This is a genomic window from Streptomyces sp. NBC_00569 (genome assembly GCF_036345255.1).
In the GTDB taxonomy this organism is placed as follows: Bacteria; Actinomycetota; Actinomycetes; order Streptomycetales; family Streptomycetaceae; genus Streptomyces.
The window spans coordinates 4,725,472-4,744,130 of record NZ_CP107783.1 but is presented as its reverse complement, the minus strand read 5'-3'; the positions used below and the strand labels follow the sequence as shown (position 1 = coordinate 4,744,130).

Annotated in this window: 13 protein-coding genes, 3 rRNA genes and 1 pseudogene; 14 read left to right on the top strand and 3 right to left on the bottom strand. The window is 65.1% G+C overall.

Going from position 1 to position 18,659, the window contains the following annotated elements; translation table 11 throughout:
* Window positions 1-208: 208 nt before the first annotated feature.
* Window positions 209-811, bottom strand: a complete 603-nt coding sequence (locus OHO83_RS21295) for a cysteine hydrolase family protein (protein WP_329434317.1) — start codon at window positions 809-811, stop codon at window positions 209-211.
* A 74-nt stretch (window positions 812-885) separates the two neighbouring features.
* Here OHO83_RS21295 and OHO83_RS21290 point away from each other — a divergent pair, with 74 nt between their 5' ends.
* Entirely contained in the window at window positions 886-1,905 is a 1,020-nt protein-coding gene (locus OHO83_RS21290) for a GlxA family transcriptional regulator (RefSeq protein WP_389564595.1), read from the top strand.
* Window positions 1,906-1,986: 81 nt separating this feature from the next.
* Here OHO83_RS21290 and trpS read toward each other — a convergent pair whose 3' ends face one another.
* The gene (gene trpS / locus OHO83_RS21285; RefSeq protein WP_266673045.1) at window positions 1,987-2,985 is read right to left on the bottom strand and encodes a tryptophan--tRNA ligase; all 999 of its coding nucleotides are present in this window, start codon (window positions 2,983-2,985) and stop codon (window positions 1,987-1,989) included.
* Between the two features lie 873 nt (window positions 2,986-3,858).
* Here trpS and OHO83_RS21280 point away from each other — a divergent pair.
* From OHO83_RS21280 to OHO83_RS21220, 13 genes and pseudogenes are all read left to right on the top strand, one after another.
* Window positions 3,859-5,386 (top strand): 16S ribosomal RNA (locus OHO83_RS21280).
* Window positions 5,387-5,705: 319 nt separating this feature from the next.
* A 23S ribosomal RNA gene (locus tag OHO83_RS21275) occupies window positions 5,706-8,828 on the top strand.
* 89 nt (window positions 8,829-8,917) lie between these two features.
* A 5S ribosomal RNA gene (gene rrf / locus OHO83_RS21270) occupies window positions 8,918-9,034 on the top strand.
* The 16S, 23S and 5S rRNA genes sit together here, the layout of an rRNA operon.
* A 71-nt stretch (window positions 9,035-9,105) precedes the next feature.
* Window positions 9,106-9,750, top strand: coding sequence for an HAD family hydrolase (locus OHO83_RS21265; protein WP_329434316.1), 645 nt, complete (start codon window positions 9,106-9,108; stop codon window positions 9,748-9,750).
* A 136-nt stretch (window positions 9,751-9,886) separates the two neighbouring features.
* Window positions 9,887-10,615, top strand: a complete 729-nt coding sequence (locus OHO83_RS21260; protein WP_330279729.1) for a VC0807 family protein — start codon at window positions 9,887-9,889, stop codon at window positions 10,613-10,615.
* A gap of 130 nt (window positions 10,616-10,745) precedes the next feature.
* Window positions 10,746-11,960, top strand: a complete 1,215-nt coding sequence (locus OHO83_RS21255; protein ID WP_266673052.1) for an MFS transporter — start codon at window positions 10,746-10,748, stop codon at window positions 11,958-11,960.
* Window positions 11,911-13,086 (top strand): acetoin utilization protein AcuC, encoded by a 1,176-nt coding sequence (locus tag OHO83_RS21250; RefSeq protein ID WP_330279728.1) that lies wholly within the window; start codon window positions 11,911-11,913, stop codon window positions 13,084-13,086. The genes OHO83_RS21255 and OHO83_RS21250 overlap by 50 nt, the downstream gene beginning before the upstream one ends.
* Before the next feature lie 107 nt (window positions 13,087-13,193).
* Window positions 13,194-14,009 (top strand): phosphatase, encoded by an 816-nt coding sequence (locus OHO83_RS21245; RefSeq protein WP_330279727.1) that lies wholly within the window; start codon window positions 13,194-13,196, stop codon window positions 14,007-14,009.
* Between the two features lie 129 nt (window positions 14,010-14,138).
* Window positions 14,139-14,351 (top strand): helix-turn-helix domain-containing protein, encoded by a 213-nt coding sequence (locus OHO83_RS21240; protein WP_127832639.1) that lies wholly within the window; start codon window positions 14,139-14,141, stop codon window positions 14,349-14,351.
* A 119-nt stretch (window positions 14,352-14,470) separates the two neighbouring features.
* Window positions 14,471-14,569 carry a 30S ribosomal protein bS22 gene (locus tag OHO83_RS21235; protein ID WP_003948845.1) on the top strand — a complete coding sequence of 33 codons (99 nt, stop codon included), beginning with the start codon at window positions 14,471-14,473 and terminating at the stop codon, window positions 14,567-14,569.
* A 277-nt stretch (window positions 14,570-14,846) separates the two neighbouring features.
* Complete coding sequence (locus OHO83_RS21230) at window positions 14,847-15,908, top strand: NAD-dependent epimerase/dehydratase family protein (protein ID WP_266673058.1); 1,062 nt, start codon at window positions 14,847-14,849, stop codon at window positions 15,906-15,908.
* Window positions 15,909-15,922: 14 nt separating this feature from the next.
* Window positions 15,923-16,975 carry a lysophospholipid acyltransferase family protein gene (locus OHO83_RS21225; protein WP_266673060.1) on the top strand — a complete coding sequence of 351 codons (1,053 nt, stop codon included), beginning with the start codon at window positions 15,923-15,925 and terminating at the stop codon, window positions 16,973-16,975.
* Between the two features lie 92 nt (window positions 16,976-17,067).
* Window positions 17,068-17,238: pseudogene (locus OHO83_RS21220) on the top strand (glycerol acyltransferase); the annotation flags it as partial.
* A gap of 136 nt (window positions 17,239-17,374) precedes the next feature.
* Here OHO83_RS21220 and OHO83_RS21215 read toward each other — a convergent pair.
* Window positions 17,375-18,580, bottom strand: a complete 1,206-nt coding sequence (locus OHO83_RS21215) for a DUF5667 domain-containing protein (protein ID WP_329434312.1) — start codon at window positions 18,578-18,580, stop codon at window positions 17,375-17,377.
* Between the last annotated feature and the right edge of the window lie 79 nt (window positions 18,581-18,659).

Here is an 18,659-nt window from a genome sequence, read left to right as displayed (position 1 = left end):
CGCCGCGACGACCCGCACCGACCTGGACGCGGCGGCTCATCCCGCAGGCGGCCGATCCGGTCATCCCGACGCTCCACGAACCGCGCGGCAAGCTGATGCCGCAGTGTCACCGGCGCCGCGACAGCCCAGACCCGGTGTGGACGCGGCTGCCCGCGCAACCGGGCTGCCCTCGCACGCGTGCCGGCGACACCCGAACCAGTACCGACCATCACCCGCGAAGCGCCCCCGCCTCCGCCGCAGCCACAACCTCCGCCGTCGTGACCACCCGGGCGAAGCCGCCCCCATGCAGTGACACCGCTGAGGCCTGGGCCAGCTCCTCCGCGGTGCGGCGCCAGCCGAACGGGCCCTCCAGGTCGAAGGTGTGCGTCGCGTCCAACGCGAACAGCACCTCATACCCCAGATTCCCGCCCATGCGTGCCGTCGTCTCCGCGCACATGTTGGTCTGGATCCCAGCCACCACGAACTGCTCGATGCCGGCGGCCCTGAGCCACGCGTCCAGGTCCGGCGTCCCGTAGAACGCCGAGTTCACGGACTTCGTCACCAGGAGCTCCGCCCCGTCCCCCTTTCCACGCCGCTCCTCCACGTACTCCTTGAAGCCGTTCCCGGCAGAACCCTGCCGCAACGGCGACTGAGGCTTCGGTGAGTCATGCCGCACGAAGACGACCGGTCGCCCCGTCGACTGCCACGCGTCGATCAGCGACGCGATGTTCTCGTCAGCCCCAGGGTTGTTCCGCGGTCCCCAGAACCTCTCCTCCTCGAACCCCTTCTGCACGTCCACCACGATCAGCGCTGCGTTCTCTGCGATCTCCATGCCCACGATGTTCCCGCCGGGAGCACGCCTGCCCCAGAGGCGCAAAAGACAGCGATCGATGGTTTACTGCCACCGTGCCGCACCCAGACTCGCAGCCAGACCCGGACACACTGCCGCGCCCCACCCAGCGCATCGCCCTCCTCGCCTTCCCGGGCATCCGGGCATTCGACGTCTCCGTCATCACCGAGGTCTGGGGCACCGACCGCACCGACCGCGGCGTCCCTGCCTTCGATCTGCGACGCATCGCCGTAGACCCGACCCCTGTCCCCATGCGAGGCGGACTCACCCTCACCCCGGATCGCACCCTCACCTGGCTGACACGCCTCGCGCCGGCCACCGACCTGCTCGTCGTCCCCGGCCTCGACGACCACCTCACTCCCGCGCCCGAACCGGTCCTCGAGTCCCTGCGCCGCGCTCACGCCCGCGGTGTCACCATTGCGGCGCTCTGCGGAGGCGCCTTCACACTCGCCCAGGCCGGCCTACTGGACGGCCGCCGCGCGATCACCCACTGGAACCTCGTCGACCTGCTCCGCGCTCATCACCCCCTCGTCACCGTCGAACCCGACGCCCTCTTCATCGAGGACGACAACATCTGGACCGCCGCCGGCACGGCCGCCGGCATCGATCTCTGCCTGCACCTGGTCCGCAGGACCCATGGCGCGGAGACCGCCGCCACCATCGCCCGATCGATGGTCACGGCCCCCTTCCGCACCGGAACGCAGGCCCAGTTCATCGAGCACCCCACGCCACGAGCCGACCGCGACGCCGACGCCCTCACCTCCGTACGCGCATACGCCCTCCAGCACCTCCACGAACCGCTCACCGTCGCCGGCCTCGCCGACCGTGCCGGCATGTCCCCGCGCTCCTTCGCCCGTCACTTCACCGCAGCCACCGGCACCACCCCTCTGCGCTGGCTCCTGGACCAGCGCATGGCGGCAGCGCAGAAGCTGCTCGAACGCACAGACCTCCCCATGCCCGAGGTCGCACGCCGTGCGGGCTTCGGCAGCGAGGTCACGATGCGCCAGCACTTCGCATCGCGCCTCGCCACCAGCCCACGCTCCTACCGGGCCTCCTTCGCCCAGCGCCCCTTCTAGGAATGCCTCTCCCCGGAACGCCCATCCAAGAACGTGCCGCTTATACGCACGCTCGGATAGGGGACGCTGAGATAGGGACGCTCAGCCAGGGGGAAGCAGCCCGATCGCCCGATAGGCGGCGTCCACGGTCGGCTTCGCCATCTCCCTCGCCCGCTCAGCTCCCCGCCGCAGCACCTCCTCTACATGCGCGGGATCCGCAACCAACTCCTTGTGCCTCTTCTGCAGTGGCGCAAGAAGCTCCACCACGGCGTCCGCGGTCGCCCTCTTCAGCGCGCCATACGACTCATATACACCGCTCAAGCCTTCCGGGTTCCCACCCTCACAAGCGGCCAGAATCTCCAGCAGATTCGACACCCCGGGCTTGTTCTCGCGGTCGTACTCGACTTCCGTGCCGCTGTCCGTGACCGCCCGCATGACCTTCTTGCGCACGACGTCCGGCTCGTCGAGGAGATAGACGATTCCGGCCCCGCTGTCATGGGACTTCCCCATCTTGGAAGCCGGGTCCTGGAGGTCCATGACTCGCGCCGCGACAGCGGGCGGCGTCGCCCGTGGCACCACGAAGGTGTGCCCGTACCGCTGGTTGAACCGCACGGCCAGATCCCGGGAGAGCTCGACGTGCTGCGTCTGGTCATCACCGACAGGAACCTCGTCCGCCCCGTAAGCGAGGATGTCCGCCGCCATCAGCACGGGGTACGTCAGGAGCGACAGCCGCACACTCCCGCCCCGCTCCCGCTCGCGCGCGGATTTCTCCTTGTACTGGATCATCCGCCGCATCTCGCCGTCCGTGGCGACGCACTCGAGCAGATACGACAGCCGGGCGTGTTCGTCCACATGACTCTGTACGAACACGGTGCACGCCTCGGGATCGAGCCCCGAGGCAAGCAACAGCGTCGCCGCCTGCTTACTGAGTCGCCGCACCCGCCCCGGATCGTGATCCACGGTCAACGCGTGCAGATCGACGACGCTGAACAGAGCGTCAGCCCTGTGCTGATCGACTTCAGCCCACTGACGTACGGCGCCCAGATAGTTCCCCAGCGTCAGATGTCCGGTCGGCTTGACCCCGCTGAAGATTCGCGTCATTACTCCACCTCCTGGTCAGGACCGCCGTGGCCCGGCTGCCGGGCTCCGTGGTCTCCAGGGGGGAGATACAAGAACGGCCGCCGAGGCGGCGGCCGTTGGGTGCATGCTTCTGCCGGCCGCCGTCAGGCGGCCCACCACTGTTGGGTGTGCGCATGCGTAGTCACGAGCCCAAGAGTAGACCTCGCCGGCGCGAAGTTGACACTCCTGAGCCCGGTACGTAGTGTTCTCCGAGTTGCCCGCCGTGAGCTCCGGTCCATGACCGGTCCCCGGGTGGCCATTCCGCAGGAACCATTCAACGATCGATGTCGCGTCTCTCCGAGATGCGCCACAGCTCGTTTTCATGCGTCTTTGCGAAATGAGGAATCCGCGTTCGAAAGGGCGCCCCCGATTAGCTCGGGAGTCAGGAATCCGCTAAAGTCTCACTCGTCGGAACGGCCCAACAGCCGCGAAGACAAGCCCCGCTGACTGGGAGTCAGGCCCGAAAGGATCTGATAGAGTCAGAACCGCCGGAAAGGGAAACGCGGAAAGCCGAAAGGCCGGAGCGGAAACCTGAAAGGCACCGAGGAAATCGGACACGAAAGAGTCTGATAGAGTCGGAAACGCAAGACCGAAGGGAAACTGCCCGGAGGAAAGCCTGAGAGAGTCTCTCGGGTGAGTACAAAGGAAGCGTCCGTTCCTTGAGAACTCAACAGCGTGCCAAAAGTCAACGCCAGATTGACAACCCCGGCCCACATTGTGGGTTGGAGGTTCCTTTGAAAAAGTCCTCACTCCCACACCGGGGTGAGGCGCACTAGCGAGGACGCAGTGAATCGTGGGGATTATTCCTCCCGACGGTTCCGCTCTCGTGGTGTTCACCGGGATATCCCGGAAACATTCACGGAGAGTTTGATCCTGGCTCAGGACGAACGCTGGCGGCGTGCTTAACACATGCAAGTCGAACGATGAAGCCCTTCGGGGTGGATTAGTGGCGAACGGGTGAGTAACACGTGGGCAATCTGCCCTGCACTCTGGGACAAGCCCTGGAAACGGGGTCTAATACCGGATAACACCCCCTCTCGCATGGGAGGGGGTTGAAAGCTCCGGCGGTGCAGGATGAGCCCGCGGCCTATCAGCTTGTTGGTGAGGTAGAAGCTCACCAAGGCGACGACGGGTAGCCGGCCTGAGAGGGCGACCGGCCACACTGGGACTGAGACACGGCCCAGACTCCTACGGGAGGCAGCAGTGGGGAATATTGCACAATGGGCGAAAGCCTGATGCAGCGACGCCGCGTGAGGGATGACGGCCTTCGGGTTGTAAACCTCTTTCAGCAGGGAAGAAGCGAAAGTGACGGTACCTGCAGAAGAAGCGCCGGCTAACTACGTGCCAGCAGCCGCGGTAATACGTAGGGCGCAAGCGTTGTCCGGAATTATTGGGCGTAAAGAGCTCGTAGGCGGCTTGTCACGTCGGTTGTGAAAGCCCGGGGCTTAACCCCGGGTCTGCAGTCGATACGGGCAGGCTAGAGTGTGGTAGGGGAGATCGGAATTCCTGGTGTAGCGGTGAAATGCGCAGATATCAGGAGGAACACCGGTGGCGAAGGCGGATCTCTGGGCCATTACTGACGCTGAGGAGCGAAAGCGTGGGGAGCGAACAGGATTAGATACCCTGGTAGTCCACGCCGTAAACGGTGGGAACTAGGTGTTGGCGACATTCCACGTCGTCGGTGCCGCAGCTAACGCATTAAGTTCCCCGCCTGGGGAGTACGGCCGCAAGGCTAAAACTCAAAGGAATTGACGGGGGCCCGCACAAGCAGCGGAGCATGTGGCTTAATTCGACGCAACGCGAAGAACCTTACCAAGGCTTGACATATACCGGAAAGCATCAGAGATGGTGCCCCCCTTGTGGTCGGTATACAGGTGGTGCATGGCTGTCGTCAGCTCGTGTCGTGAGATGTTGGGTTAAGTCCCGCAACGAGCGCAACCCTTGTTCTGTGTTGCCAGCATGCCCTTCGGGGTGATGGGGACTCACAGGAGACTGCCGGGGTCAACTCGGAGGAAGGTGGGGACGACGTCAAGTCATCATGCCCCTTATGTCTTGGGCTGCACACGTGCTACAATGGCAGGTACAATGAGCTGCGATGCCGCGAGGCGGAGCGAATCTCAAAAAGCCTGTCTCAGTTCGGATTGGGGTCTGCAACTCGACCCCATGAAGTCGGAGTTGCTAGTAATCGCAGATCAGCATTGCTGCGGTGAATACGTTCCCGGGCCTTGTACACACCGCCCGTCACGTCACGAAAGTCGGTAACACCCGAAGCCGGTGGCCCAACCCCCTTGTGGGGAGGGAGCTGTCGAAGGTGGGACTGGCGATTGGGACGAAGTCGTAACAAGGTAGCCGTACCGGAAGGTGCGGCTGGATCACCTCCTTTCTAAGGAGCACTTTGGCTGCCAGGTTTCACCTGGTGGTCCAAGAGCCATTTCGTCGGCAAATGTCCGACGGTGGTTGCTCAAGGGTGGAACGTTGACTATTCGACCGGGTTCACGGGTCGGAGGCTGTGAGTACTGCTCCTCGGAGCGTGGAAAGCATGATCTCCGGGCGGAACCGGGTCGGGCACGCTGTTGGGTATCTGAAGGTACGGGCTGTAGAGCCTGTCCTTCGATGCCGACCCCGGTAAAGATCCGCTTCGGTGGGTTGTGACGGGTGGTTGGTCGTTGTTTGAGAACTGCACAGTGGACGCGAGCATCTGTGGCCAAGTTTTTAAGGGCGCACGGTGGATGCCTTGGCACCAGGAACCGATGAAGGACGTGGGAGGCCACGATAGTCCCCGGGGAGCCGTCAACCAGGCTTTGATCCGGGGGTTTCCGAATGGGGAAACCCGGCAGTCGTCATGGGCTGTCACCCATACCTGAACACATAGGGTATGTGGAGGGAACGCGGGGAAGTGAAACATCTCAGTACCCGCAGGAAGAGAAAACAACCGTGATTCCGGGAGTAGTGGCGAGCGAAACTGGATGAGGCCAAACCATATGCGTGTGATACCCGGCAGGGGTTGCGCATGTGGGGTTGTGGGATCTCTCTTTCACAGTCTGCCGGCTGTGAGACGAGTCAGAAACCGTTGATGTAGGCGAAGGACATGCGAAAGGTCCGGCGTAGAGGGTAAGACCCCCGTAGTCGAAACATCAGCGGCTCGTTTGAGAGACACCCAAGTAGCACGGGGCCCGAGAAATCCCGTGTGAATCTGGCGGGACCACCCGCTAAGCCTAAATATTCCCTGGTGACCGATAGCGGATAGTACCGTGAGGGAATGGTGAAAAGTACCGCGGGAGCGGAGTGAAATAGTACCTGAAACCGTGTGCCTACAAGCCGTGGGAGCGTCGCTGTATGTGCTTGCACATGCAGTCGTGACTGCGTGCCTTTTGAAGAATGAGCCTGCGAGTTTGCGGTGCGTTGCGAGGTTAACCCGTGTGGGGAAGCCGTAGCGAAAGCGAGTCCGAATAGGGCGATTCAGTAGCGCGCTCAAGACCCGAAGCGGAGTGATCTAGCCATGGGCAGGTTGAAGCGGAGGTAAGACTTCGTGGAGGACCGAACCCACCAGGGTTGAAAACCTGGGGGATGACCTGTGGTTAGGGGTGAAAGGCCAATCAAACTCCGTGATAGCTGGTTCTCCCCGAAATGCATTTAGGTGCAGCGTCGTGTGTTTCTTGCCGGAGGTAGAGCACTGGATAGGCGATGGGCCCTACCGGGTTACTGACCTTAGCCAAACTCCGAATGCCGGTAAGTGAGAGCACGGCAGTGAGACTGTGGGGGATAAGCTCCATGGTCGAGAGGGAAACAGCCCAGAGCATCGACTAAGGCCCCTAAGCGTACGCTAAGTGGGAAAGGATGTGGAGTCGCACAGACAACCAGGAGGTTGGCTTAGAAGCAGCCACCCTTGAAAGAGTGCGTAATAGCTCACTGGTCTAGTGATTCCGCGCCGACAATGTAGCGGGGCTCAAGCGTACCGCCGAAGTCGTGTCATTGCGATATATACCCCCAACGGGGATCGTGATGGGTAGGGGAGCGTCGTGTGCCGGGTGAAGCAGCCGCGGAAGCGAGTTGTGGACGGTTCACGAGTGAGAATGCAGGCATGAGTAGCGATACACACGTGAGAAACGTGTGCGCCGATTGACTAAGGGTTCCTGGGTCAAGCTGATCTGCCCAGGGTAAGTCGGGACCTAAGGCGAGGCCGACAGGCGTAGTCGATGGATAACCGGTTGATATTCCGGTACCCGCTGTGAAGCGTCAAACATTGAATCAGGCGATGCTAAGTCCGTGAAGCCGTTCCGGACCCTTCGGGGAAAGGAAAGTGGTGGAGCCGACGGACCAGACTTGTAGTAGGTGAGTGATGGGGTGACGCAGGAAGGTAGTCCAGCCCGGGCGGTGGTTGTCCCGGGGTAAGGGTGTAGGGCGCTGTCTAGGTAAATCCGGACAGCTTGTGCCTGAGACCTGATGCCGAGCCGATTGTGGTGAAGTGGATGATCCTATGCTGTCGAGAAAAGCCTCTAGCGAGTTTCATGGCGGCCCGTACCCTAAACCGACTCAGGTGGTCAGGTAGAGAATACCGAGGCGTTCGGGTGAACTATGGTTAAGGAACTCGGCAAAATGCCCCCGTAACTTCGGGAGAAGGGGGGCCATCACCGGTGATTGAATTTACTTCATGAGCTGGGGGTGGCCGCAGAGACCAGCGAGAAGCGACTGTTTACTAAAAACACAGGTCCGTGCGAAGCCGTAAGGCGATGTATACGGACTGACGCCTGCCCGGTGCTGGAACGTTAAGGGGACCGGTTAGTGCACTTTCGGGTGTGCGAAGCTGAGAACTTAAGCGCCAGTAAACGGCGGTGGTAACTATAACCATCCTAAGGTAGCGAAATTCCTTGTCGGGTAAGTTCCGACCTGCACGAATGGCGTAACGACTTCTCGACTGTCTCAACCATAGGCCCGGTGAAATTGCACTACGAGTAAAGATGCTCGTTTCGCGCAGCAGGACGGAAAGACCCCGGGACCTTTACTACAGTTTGATATTGGTGTTCGGTTCGGCTTGTGTAGGATAGGTGGGAGACTTTGAACTCTGGACGCCAGTTCAGGGGGAGTCGTCGTTGAAATACCACTCTGGTCGTGCTGGATGTCTAACCTGGGTCCGTGATCCGGATCAGGGACAGTGTCTGATGGGTAGTTTAACTGGGGCGGTTGCCTCCTAAAGAGTAACGGAGGCGCCCAAAGGTTCCCTCAGCCTGGTTGGTAATCAGGTGTTGAGTGTAAGTGCACAAGGGAGCTTGACTGTGAGACCGACGGGTCGAGCAGGGACGAAAGTCGGGACTAGTGATCCGGCGGTGGCTTGTGGAAGCGCCGTCGCTCAACGGATAAAAGGTACCCCGGGGATAACAGGCTGATCTTCCCCAAGAGTCCATATCGACGGGATGGTTTGGCACCTCGATGTCGGCTCGTCGCATCCTGGGGCTGGAGTCGGTCCCAAGGGTTGGGCTGTTCGCCCATTAAAGCGGTACGCGAGCTGGGTTTAGAACGTCGTGAGACAGTTCGGTCCCTATCCGCTGTGCGCGTAGGAATATTGAGAAGGGCTGTCCCTAGTACGAGAGGACCGGGACGGACGAACCTCTGGTGTGCCAGTTGTCCTGCCAAGGGCATGGCTGGTTGGCTACGTTCGGAAAGGATAACCGCTGAAAGCATCTAAGCGGGAAGCCTGCTTCGAGATGAGTATTCCCACCCCCTTGAGGGGTTAAGGCTCCCAGTAGACGACTGGGTTGATAGGCCAGATCTGGAAGCCCGGTAACGGGTGGAGGTGACTGGTACTAATAGGCCGAGGGCTTGTCCTCAGTTGCTCGCGTCCACTGTGTTGGTTCTGAAACCACGAACAACCCCACGTTTGTCACAGAGCGTGGTGCGGTTGACAGTTTCATAGTGTTTCGGTGGTCATAGCGTGAGGGAAACGCCCGGTTACATTCCGAACCCGGAAGCTAAGCCTCACAGCGCCGATGGTACTGCAGGGGGGACCCTGTGGGAGAGTAGGACGCCGCCGAACTATTTTTGAAGAAAACCCCCGTAACGGATGAGAATCCTGTTACGGGGGTTTTCTGCGTTTAGGGTCGAGCCATGCGATACGACCTGGTCATCTTCGACAACGACGGCGTTCTCGTCGACAGCGAGCCGATCTCCAACAAGCTTCTCGCCGGCTATCTCACCGAACTCGGGCACCCCACCTCGTACGAGGAATCCCTCAGGGAGTACATGGGTTCTGCCATGCACCGCGTGCACGACCTTGTCGAGGAGCGGACCGGGCAGCGGCTGCCCGAGGACTTCGACGATGTTTTTCACGGGCGGGTGTTCGCCGCCTTCGAGCGGGAGCTGGAGCCCGTGCCCGGGGCTGTGGAGGTCGTGGAGAAGCTGGCCGCCGATGGAGTGCCGTACTGCGTGGCCTCCTCGGGGAGTCACGAGCGGATTCGCGTCGGGCATCGCAAGACCGGGCACGACAAGTGGTTCGATGACGGCCGGATCTTCAGTTCGCAGGATGTCGGGCGGGGGAAGCCGGCGCCGGATCTCTTCCTGTACGCGGCCCGGCGGATGGGTGTGGCGCCGGAGCGGTGCGCGGTCGTGGAGGACAGTCCGCTCGGCGTCCAGGCGGCCGTGGCGGCTGGGATGGACGTGTACGGGTTCACGGCCATGACGCCCGCGAACCGGTTGAGTGAGGCCACCGAACTCTTCGGCGACATGCGGGAGTTGCCTGACCTGCTCGCATGACATCTCCGTATGAGACGCCCTGACATTTGTCATCGCGAGCTCCGGACGATCGTTTCTGTTGGGCGGAGGGGGTCCTCCACGAAGCTGAGTACATCGAGAACGGGACGTACACAGTGACGACGGAGGGAACCCGATCATGAGTCAGCTCGTTGTACAGACACCGATCAAGTCCGCTGACGCGGCTGCCGCCCCGCAGAGCGACCGTACGGCCCTCCTGGGAAGCCTCAAGCCGCTGGTCGTGGACGTGGTGGTGCCGATGGCGTCGTACTACGTGCTGAGCAAGGGGTTCGGCATGAGCACGCTGGCCGCCCTGGGGTGGAGCAGTGTGCTGCCGGCGCTGCGGACCGTGTGGGGGGTGCTGCGGGACCGGCGGCTCAATGTGCTGGCCGGAGTCATCCTCGTCGTCAACATGGTGGGGCTGCTGCTGAGTACGGTGACGGGCGATCCTCGGCTGATGCTGGCCAAGGACAGCGGGATCAGCAGTGTCGTCGGCATCTCGATGCTGGTGTCGGTCGTGGCCGGCAAGCCGCTTCTCACGTCCGCGCTGAAGCCCTTCGTGACCAAGGGGGATGCAGGGCGGACCATGGCCTGGGAGCGTCTGTCGGCGGGGCCGGGCCGCTTTGTGCGGGCCGAGCGCATGTTCACCGCGGTGTGGGGTCTGGCGCTGGTCACGGAGTGCGTGGTCCGGATCGTGGGGGCGTACACGCTGCCGATCGACACGATGGTGTGGCTGGGCAATGTGATCATGGCGGGTGCTGTGGTCCTGGCCATCCGGTTCGGCGGGCGTCTGGCCGTAGGGCCCATGGAGCGCATGGTCGAGGAGGAGCTGGCCCATGGCCGGGCGCGGGTGGAGCGCGTCGCCTGATACGGCTCCGGTCCGTCCGCAGCGCACAGCCTCTTCCCGGTCGCCCGATGACGGCGGCCGGGAACTTTCGTTCGAGATGCGTCGAGATCTATCTACCCACGGGTAGATCTGGGGCATACGCTGTGCGGCCATGACAGAAGTGCTGCGGCGTGGCAGAGGCTCGCTGGCGTTCAGTTTCTTGGTGCAGGGTGCCGCGTTCGCGCTCCTGGTGACTCGAATACCGGCCATCCAGGATCAGTACGGCATATCTGATGGGCTGTTGCCCGTCTTTCTCGCTGCGGTGCCGATCCTGGCCGGCGTCGGGAGCGTGTGCACCGAGAAGTTGGTCAAGAAGGTGCGGCCCAGCCGGGTCCTGCGGTGGTCGCAGCCGGTTGTGCTGCTGGCTCTGCTCGGGGTCGGGGCGGGGGACTCGCTGTGGCAAGCGGCCCTGGCGCTGGGGGCGTTCGGGCTCGCGGTGGGTGCGCTGGACGCGTCCATGAACATGCTCGGGGTGAGCCTGCAGAGGGCGTACGGGCGCAGCATCATGCTCGGGTTTCATGCGGCGTACAGCCTGGGCGGGATCGTGGGGGCGTCGCTCGCGTGGGTGGGGGCGCACTGGGAGCTCTCGCTGTTCGTGTCGTATCTGCCGGTGGTCGTGCTGCTGTTGCCCGCGGCGTTCGTGGGGAGTCGCTGGTACGTCGACGGGGAGAGCGGCGCCGGTGACGGCGTTCAGGGCGCCTCGGGTGGCCCCGTGGTGTTCAAGCTGCTGTTGCCGCTGTGTCTGGTGATGACGTTCGCGTACATCGGGGATTCGACGGTCTCCAACTGGAGTGCGAAGTACCTCCAGGACGTGCTGGGCAGTTCGGAGCAGCTGTCGACGGTTCCGTACAACGTCTACATGGTGATGACGCTGGTGGGGCGGGCGCTCGGGGATTTCGGGGTGCGGCGGTTCGGGGCGGTCGTGGTGGTGCGGTTCGGGGCCGTGGTGGCGGCGCTCGGGTTCGCTGTCGTGGCGGTGGCGCCGGGGCCCTGGGTGGGGATGCTCGGGTTCACGCTGCTGGGGCTCGGGTTGTGCGTGATCGTGCCGCAGACGTTCGCCGCTGCGGGCAGGCTCTTCCCGAACGCTTCGGATTCGGCGATTGCCCGGCTGAATGTCTTCAACTATGTGGGATTTCTGATCGGTTCGCCCCTTGTGGGTGCTCTGGGCGATGCGTGGAACTACCGGGGGGCGATGCTCGTTCCCATGGTGTTGGTGCTCGTGACACTCGTGTACGCCCGGTCCTTCGCCCCTGCGGCGGACCGATACGGTGACGGACATGAGCGGCCGCGCACAGCTGATGTGGGACGAGGCAGTAACGGGCTATGACTTCGGCCCGGATCACCCGATGGATCCGGTCCGGCTGGCCCTGACGAGAAGTCTCGTCGGGACTCTTGGGCTCGATCGTGAGGTGGACGTCGTCGCCGCCAAGCGGGCGGGTGAGTCGACGCTGCGGCTTGTGCACCGCGAGGACTATGTGGAGGCGGTCAAGGCCGCGTCCGCCGATCCGGCTTCGGCGAACGGTGCCTATGGGCTGGGGACGGTCGACGATCCGGCCTTCGCCGGGATGCACGATGTGTCGGCGCTGATCGCAGGGCAGTCCGTGGGCGCTGCGGAGGCCGTGTGGCGGGGTGAGGCGCTGCACGCGGTGAACTTCGCGGGCGGGCTGCACCATGCGATGCCCGGGAGTGCTTCCGGGTTCTGTGTCTACAACGACGCGGCGCTGGCCATCGCTCGTCTCCTCGAGCTGGGTGCCGAGCGCGTCGCGTACGTGGATGTGGACGTGCACCACGGGGACGGGGTGCAGGCGGCGTTCTGGGAGGACCCGCGGGTGCTCACCATCTCGCTGCACGAGCATCCGCGGACGCTGTTTCCGCAGACCGGGTGGCCCGAGGAGACGGGGGCCGACGGTAGGGCGGAGGGGTCGGCGGTCAATGTGGCGTTGCCGGCGGGGACCGGGGACGCGGGATGGCTGCGGGCTTTTCACACCGTCGTGCCCGAGTTGCTGGCGGAGTTCAGGCCGCAGGTCCTGGTGACGCAGCACGGGGCCGACACGCACTTCGAGGACCCGCTGGCGCATCTGGCGGTGTCGCTCGACGCGCAGCGCGCCGTGCAGGTCGCCTGTCATGAGCTGGCGCACGAGTATGCGGACGGGCGGTGGGTCGCGCTGGGTGGTGGCGGGTACGCCGTGGTGGACGTGGTGCCGCGGTCCTGGTCGCATCTGGTGGGGATCGCCGCCGGGCACGAGGTCGCGCCCGAGACGGTGATTCCGGAGAGCTGGCGGCAGGAAGTGTTCGCCAGGACGCGGCAGTTGGCTCCCACCCGGATGACGGACGGGCGGTGGCCGGTCTCGTACCAGGAGTGGGAGTCGGGGTACGACCCGGCGGACCGGCTCGATCAGGCGGTTCTGGCGACTCGGCGTGCGGTGTTCCCGCTGCGGGGGCTCTTGCCGTAGCGGTGTGAGGGTGGACGGCACGTGAGAGTACGGGGCGTTACGCCAAGTGTGGGGTGTTTTCGGGGTTTTAGGGATGCGAGGGACCCCAATGCGTCAGCATCACACGGGTGTTGAGCACCGGAGCGCTGCGTGCGCATCTGCTGGCCGCCCATCTGGCCGGGCCCGTTGCGACCTCCCGAGAGGTGAGTCTGCGCAGCTATCGGCTCTTCGCGGCCAGGGATCCCCGGATACTTCTGGGCCTGGACCCGGAGTGGAGCTGGGGGCAGCGGGATCTGCTCGCGCTGATGGCCGACAAGTGCGGGGTGTCGGGCGATCCGGGGGACACCTCGGGGTTCGACGTGATCGATCCGGAGCGGACGCTGGCCGCGCTCGACGCGTTCGCGAAGCGGCTCGGTGAGGCCGCGCGGGGCCGTGTCCCGGTGCTGTTCGGGACGGGTCACCCGCATCGACTCCTCGGTTTCTACGCCGCGTTGGCGGACGCTCTGTCGGCAGCGGGATGTCCTGTCCTCACCCCCGCGCAGGGTGAGAGTGTCGACATAACGACCCGGTTCGGTCTACGTACGTACGACCTCGACTACGTCCATGGAGTCGCGCTGGTGCGGGAACCCGGCGCGCGTGGGCCGGGGAGTGAGACCGGCGCACACACCCATTCACCCCTCCCGGTTCGTACGGTGCTGGCGGCCGCCGCGCAGGCCGGCGGGCCCCTGCCGGAGCTGGTCGTGGGTGACCATGGATGGGTCTGCGGCGCAGGTCAGTTGGGGTTCGATGCCATCGGGCTCGCGGATACGGATGATCCCGCGCTGTTCGTGGGGGAGGTCGAGGGGCAGGTGTCCGTAGTCGTTCCGCTTGATGACGCTGTGCGGTCTGATTACTACCGACCGCTTACTCGCTATGTACTCAATCGAGCGTGTCTGTCACAGTAGGCGGCCATCCGCTGCTCCTCTTCCCCACTCGCACCACACGCCCCTACTCTGGGGAGTGAGCACGCAACGACGTTGAGTCACCGGAAGGGGAAGCCGGTGGCCGTCGAGTGCGGAAGGTTCAGGTGTGTCATGGCTGCTGGTGAGAGTAGGCCTCTGAACGAGGTGCAGTTCCTGACCGTGGCGGAAGTCGCCTCGGTGATGCGAGTCTCGAAGATGACCGTGTACCGACTGGTGCACAGTGGTCATCTGCCCGCGATCCGGGTCGGAAGGTCTTTCCGAGTCCCGGAACAAGCGGTTCACGAGTACCTCCGCGAGTCCTACGTGGGGGTGGGGACGGCCTGACGGCATCCTCCGGGATCCTCGATTACAGGCTCAGCGCTGGGCCGGGTAGGCTAGGCCGACGTAGGTCGTGTGGGCCCAGACGCCCCGCACCGAGTGAAGAGAAGTGAGCGAGGGTAGTCGTGGGCTCTGTTATCAAGAAGCGGCGTAAGCGGATGGCCAAGAAGAAGCACCGCAAGCTGCTGAAGCGCACCCGCGTGCAGCGTCGCAACAAGAAGTAGGCGACCGCTGCAACAAGCGCGCTCTGTGGCCCCTCCACCGTCCGGTGGGGGGGCCACAGTCGTGCCATGGGCCTTATGGGGCCGGTTTCGCGGGGTTGTGTGGGAGCGTAGGGCCACGTCCCGGCGACCTCGGTCTGTACGTACGTCTGTGGCTGTCGTCACTTCCTGCATCGCGCGGTCATCACAGCGCAACATCGACCCGCTAACGTGGCGACGAGAGCCCGGCGGTGCGGAGACTGGGGCGCGGCAGGGCTGCGACGGAAGGTAGGCGCTGATCTTGGGCAAGGTCGTGCTCGTGACCGGGGTGGCCCGGCAGCTCGGGGGCCGTTTCGTACGACGCATCCAGCGTGATCCCGAGGTGGACCGGGTGATCGCTGTGGACGCGGTGGCGCCCGCGCATCATCTGGGGGGCGCCGACTTCCTCCAGGCGGACATAAGGCAGCCGGCGATCGCCCGGGTGCTCGCGGAGCACTCCGTCGACACGGTCGTCCACCTGGACGTCACGGGTACCCCGCTGGCCAGCGGCGGCCGGGGCTCCGTCAAGGAGACCAACGTCATCGGCACGATGCAGCTGCTCGGCGCGTGCCAGAAGTCGCCGGCGGTCAAGCGGCTCGTGGTGAAGTCCAGTACGAACGTGTACGGGTCCGCGCCGCGCGACCCGGCCGTGTTCACCGAGACGACGCCGCCCAAGTCGCTGCCCAGCGGTGGCTTCGCCAAGGACACGGTGGAGGTCGAGGGGTATGTGCGCGGGTTCGCCCGGCGCAGGCCCGACGTCGCGGTGTGCGTGCTGCGGTTCGCGAACATCCTTGGTCCCGCCGCCGATTCGCCGCTCGCCGAGTACTTCTCGCTGCCGGTCCTGCCGACCGTCCTCGGCTACGACCCGCGGCTGCAGTTCGTGCACGAGGACGATGTCATCGAGGTGCTGCGGATCGCGTCGCACGAGCCGGCACGGGGGACGCTCAACAGCGGCACCTTCAATGTCGCCGGTGACGGCGTGCTGCTCCTGTCGCAGTGCTCGCGCCGGCTCGGGCGGCCGACGGTGCCGGTGTTCCTGCCGGCCGTGACCTGGGTGGGATCGGCCCTGCGTACGCTGGGCGCGACGGACTTCTCGCCCGAGCAGATCAGGCTGCTCACGCACGGGCGGGTCGTGTCGACGGCCCAGATGCGCGAGACACTGGGCTACCGGCCCGAGTACACGACGGCGGAGACCTTCGCGGAGTTCATCCGTGGCCGCGGGCCCGGACTTCTGCCGCCGGAGGCCCTCGCGGGGGCCGTCGACCGGATCGCCTCGCTGCCCTTCCTGGGCGGCGGCCACCCCCCGACGCAGAGCGCCAGCTGAGGAGCGCATCAACGATGGCGGATGCCAAGGTCATTCCGTTCGACGACGACCGGTCGCGGACCGGCGCCGGCAAGGTGGTTCCGCGCCGCCGTGGCGCGAGCGGCCGGCGCAAGGGCGAGCCCGCGGCCGTACGCGAGGTCGCGCCGCTGCCCGGGCAGCAGGACCACGAGCCGTCCCCACCGGCCGCCGCGCGGGAACCGGATCCGCGGGAGCGGCCGCAGGCCGGTGGCGGCCTGGACCGGCGCATCGCGGGCGGCCTCGCGTTCCTGCGGCGGCGCCTGACGGGCGATTACGACGTCGACGAGTTCGGCTACGACAAGGAACTCACCGACCAGGTTCTGATGTCCCTGGTGCGGCCCCTGTACGAGAAGTACTTCCGGGTCGAGGTGAAGGGCATCGAGAACATTCCGGCGGACGGCGGTGCGCTGATCGTCGCCAATCACTCGGGGACGCTGCCGCTGGACGGCGTGATGATGCAGGTCGCCGTGCACGACAACCATCCGCAGAACCGGCATCTGCGGCTCCTGGCCGCGGACCTCGTGTTCATGCTGCCGGTGGTCAACGAGCTGGCGCGCAAGGCCGGCCACACGCTGGCCTGTGCGGAGGACGCGCAGCGGCTTCTGGAGCGGGGCGAGCTGGTCGGCGTGATGCCGGAGGGGTTCAAGGGCATCGGCAAGCCGTTCAGCGAGCGGTACAAGCTCCAGCGGTTCGGGCGCGGTGGCTTCGTCTCGACGGCGCTGAAGGCCGGCACACCGATCGTGCCGTGCTCGATCGTCGGGGCGGAGGAGATCTACCCGATGATCGGCAACGCGAAGACCCTGGCGCGGCTTCTCGGGTTCCCTTACTTCCCGATCACGCCGACGTTCCCGTGGCTCGGTCCGTTGGGTGCGGTGCCGTTGCCGACGAAGTGGACGATTCAGTTCGGTGAGCCGATTCCGACGGACGGTTTTCCGCCGGAGGCGGCTGAGGATCCGATGTTGATGTTCAACCTGACGGACCAGGTGAGGGAGCAGATCCAGCACACGCTGTACAAGTTGCTGGTGCAGCGGAGGTCTGTGTTCTTCTGACGCCTACTGCGTTCGGTCCGACGGACGGAGTCCGGCGCAGACGTCCGAAGCCCGCGGAGCGGTGCGAGGGCGGCGATGCGGAGAGGTCGCCGGCGCGGCTTCTCGGGTTCCCTTACTTCCCGATCACGCCGACGTTCCCGTGGCTCGGTCCGTTGGGTGCGGTGCCGTTGCCGACGAAGTGGACGATTCAGTTCGGTGAGCCGATTCCGACGGATGGTCTTCCGCCGGAGGCGGCTGAGGATCCGATGTTGATGTTCAACCTGGCGGTCCGGGCCGGGGGAAGTGCCGGTAGGGACGTAGGGGCATGGGGATCTAGACATACGTGAACTAGACATACGTGAAGGGGGCGGTCACCGGATTTGGTGGCCGCCCCCTTCACGTAAACACGTGACGCAGTGACTAGTCCGCGTCCTCGCTGTCGATTCCCAGGCCGGGCAGCAGGCCTGGGAGAAGGGGCGGGAGGGTGACGTCGGGCTTCGGGGTGGTGTGTCTGCCTTCGGACGGGGTGGGGCTGGTGTCGTCCTCGGGCGGATCGAGGAGACCGCCGGTGGTGTTGTCGAGGAGGCCGTCGTCGTGGGTTCCGGAGGAGGACGGGCGGGGTTTGCCCGAGCTGTCCTGGTGGCCGTGCGAGGCTCCGCCGGCCGTCGGGGTGGAGCGGTCGGTGCCGGAGGAGCCGGGCGTCCTGCCGTGGATGCCGGGCTGTCCGCCGGTGCGGCCATCCTTTTCGGGGGCCTGCGGGAGCAGGGACCGCAGCGGGTCGACCTCTTGGTCTATGGCGTCGAAGACCGAGCTGACCTGTGCGCCCACGTCGCCGAGTTGTACGGGCAGGCGGTCACGCAGCGCGTCCCAGTTCTCGCGGTGGGACCGGGTGAACGACGACAGGGCCTGGATGGGGCCGAGCGAGCCGTCCCTGCGGTAGGCCTCGAGGAGCAGGCGGTGGCCCTCGGAGGCGTCGTACTGGACGCCGGAGAGCGTGCGCCTGACTTCGCCGAGGGACTCGTGGTCGAGCTGTCCGCTGCGGCCGCGCTCCATGAGCCGGCGCGCTTCGCTCAGGCGGGTGGAGGCCTGGTCGAGATAGAGCCGGCCGCGGTCGGAGTCGCCGTCGGCCATGCCGAGTTTCAGGTCCTCCATCCCGCGTTTCAGTCCGTAGAGGTGGTCACCGGGGAGGGCGTCGGAGCTGGCAGCGGCGACGCCGCCGAAGGCCCCCGCGGCGACACCGACGGTGAGGCCGCCGGCCGCGATGCCCTTGGACAGGCGTGAGCGGGGTCGCAACTTCCGCAGTGGGCTCGCCCGGTGAGCGCCCTTGCGCGCGCGCTGCTCGGGCACGGAAGGGCCTGGTCCCGCACCCCCCGCAGCCGTGCCTTCGAGCAGCATGGCCTCCATGGCGGCCACGAGCTGGGCTCGTTGAACCACCTTGACCTCGGGGTCAAGCTCAGGCTTGGGCAGCTCGTCCAGTCCGGTCGCCAGAGCCAACAGCTTGCCCTGCTCGCCTGGTTCGGCGGGGGGCTCTTCTTGCTGTACGGCCGCAGCTTCCCGGTCGGACTGCTCCTCCAGGGCCTGGGCGAAGGCGTTCGCCCGCCGGTGTGCCGATACGTTCGCGATCACTGGCGGCACCTCCTCTCGTCATGACGGTCGACTCCCCAGGGGGTCCTGAGGGTTGCACACCCTGAGCGCTTCCACACGA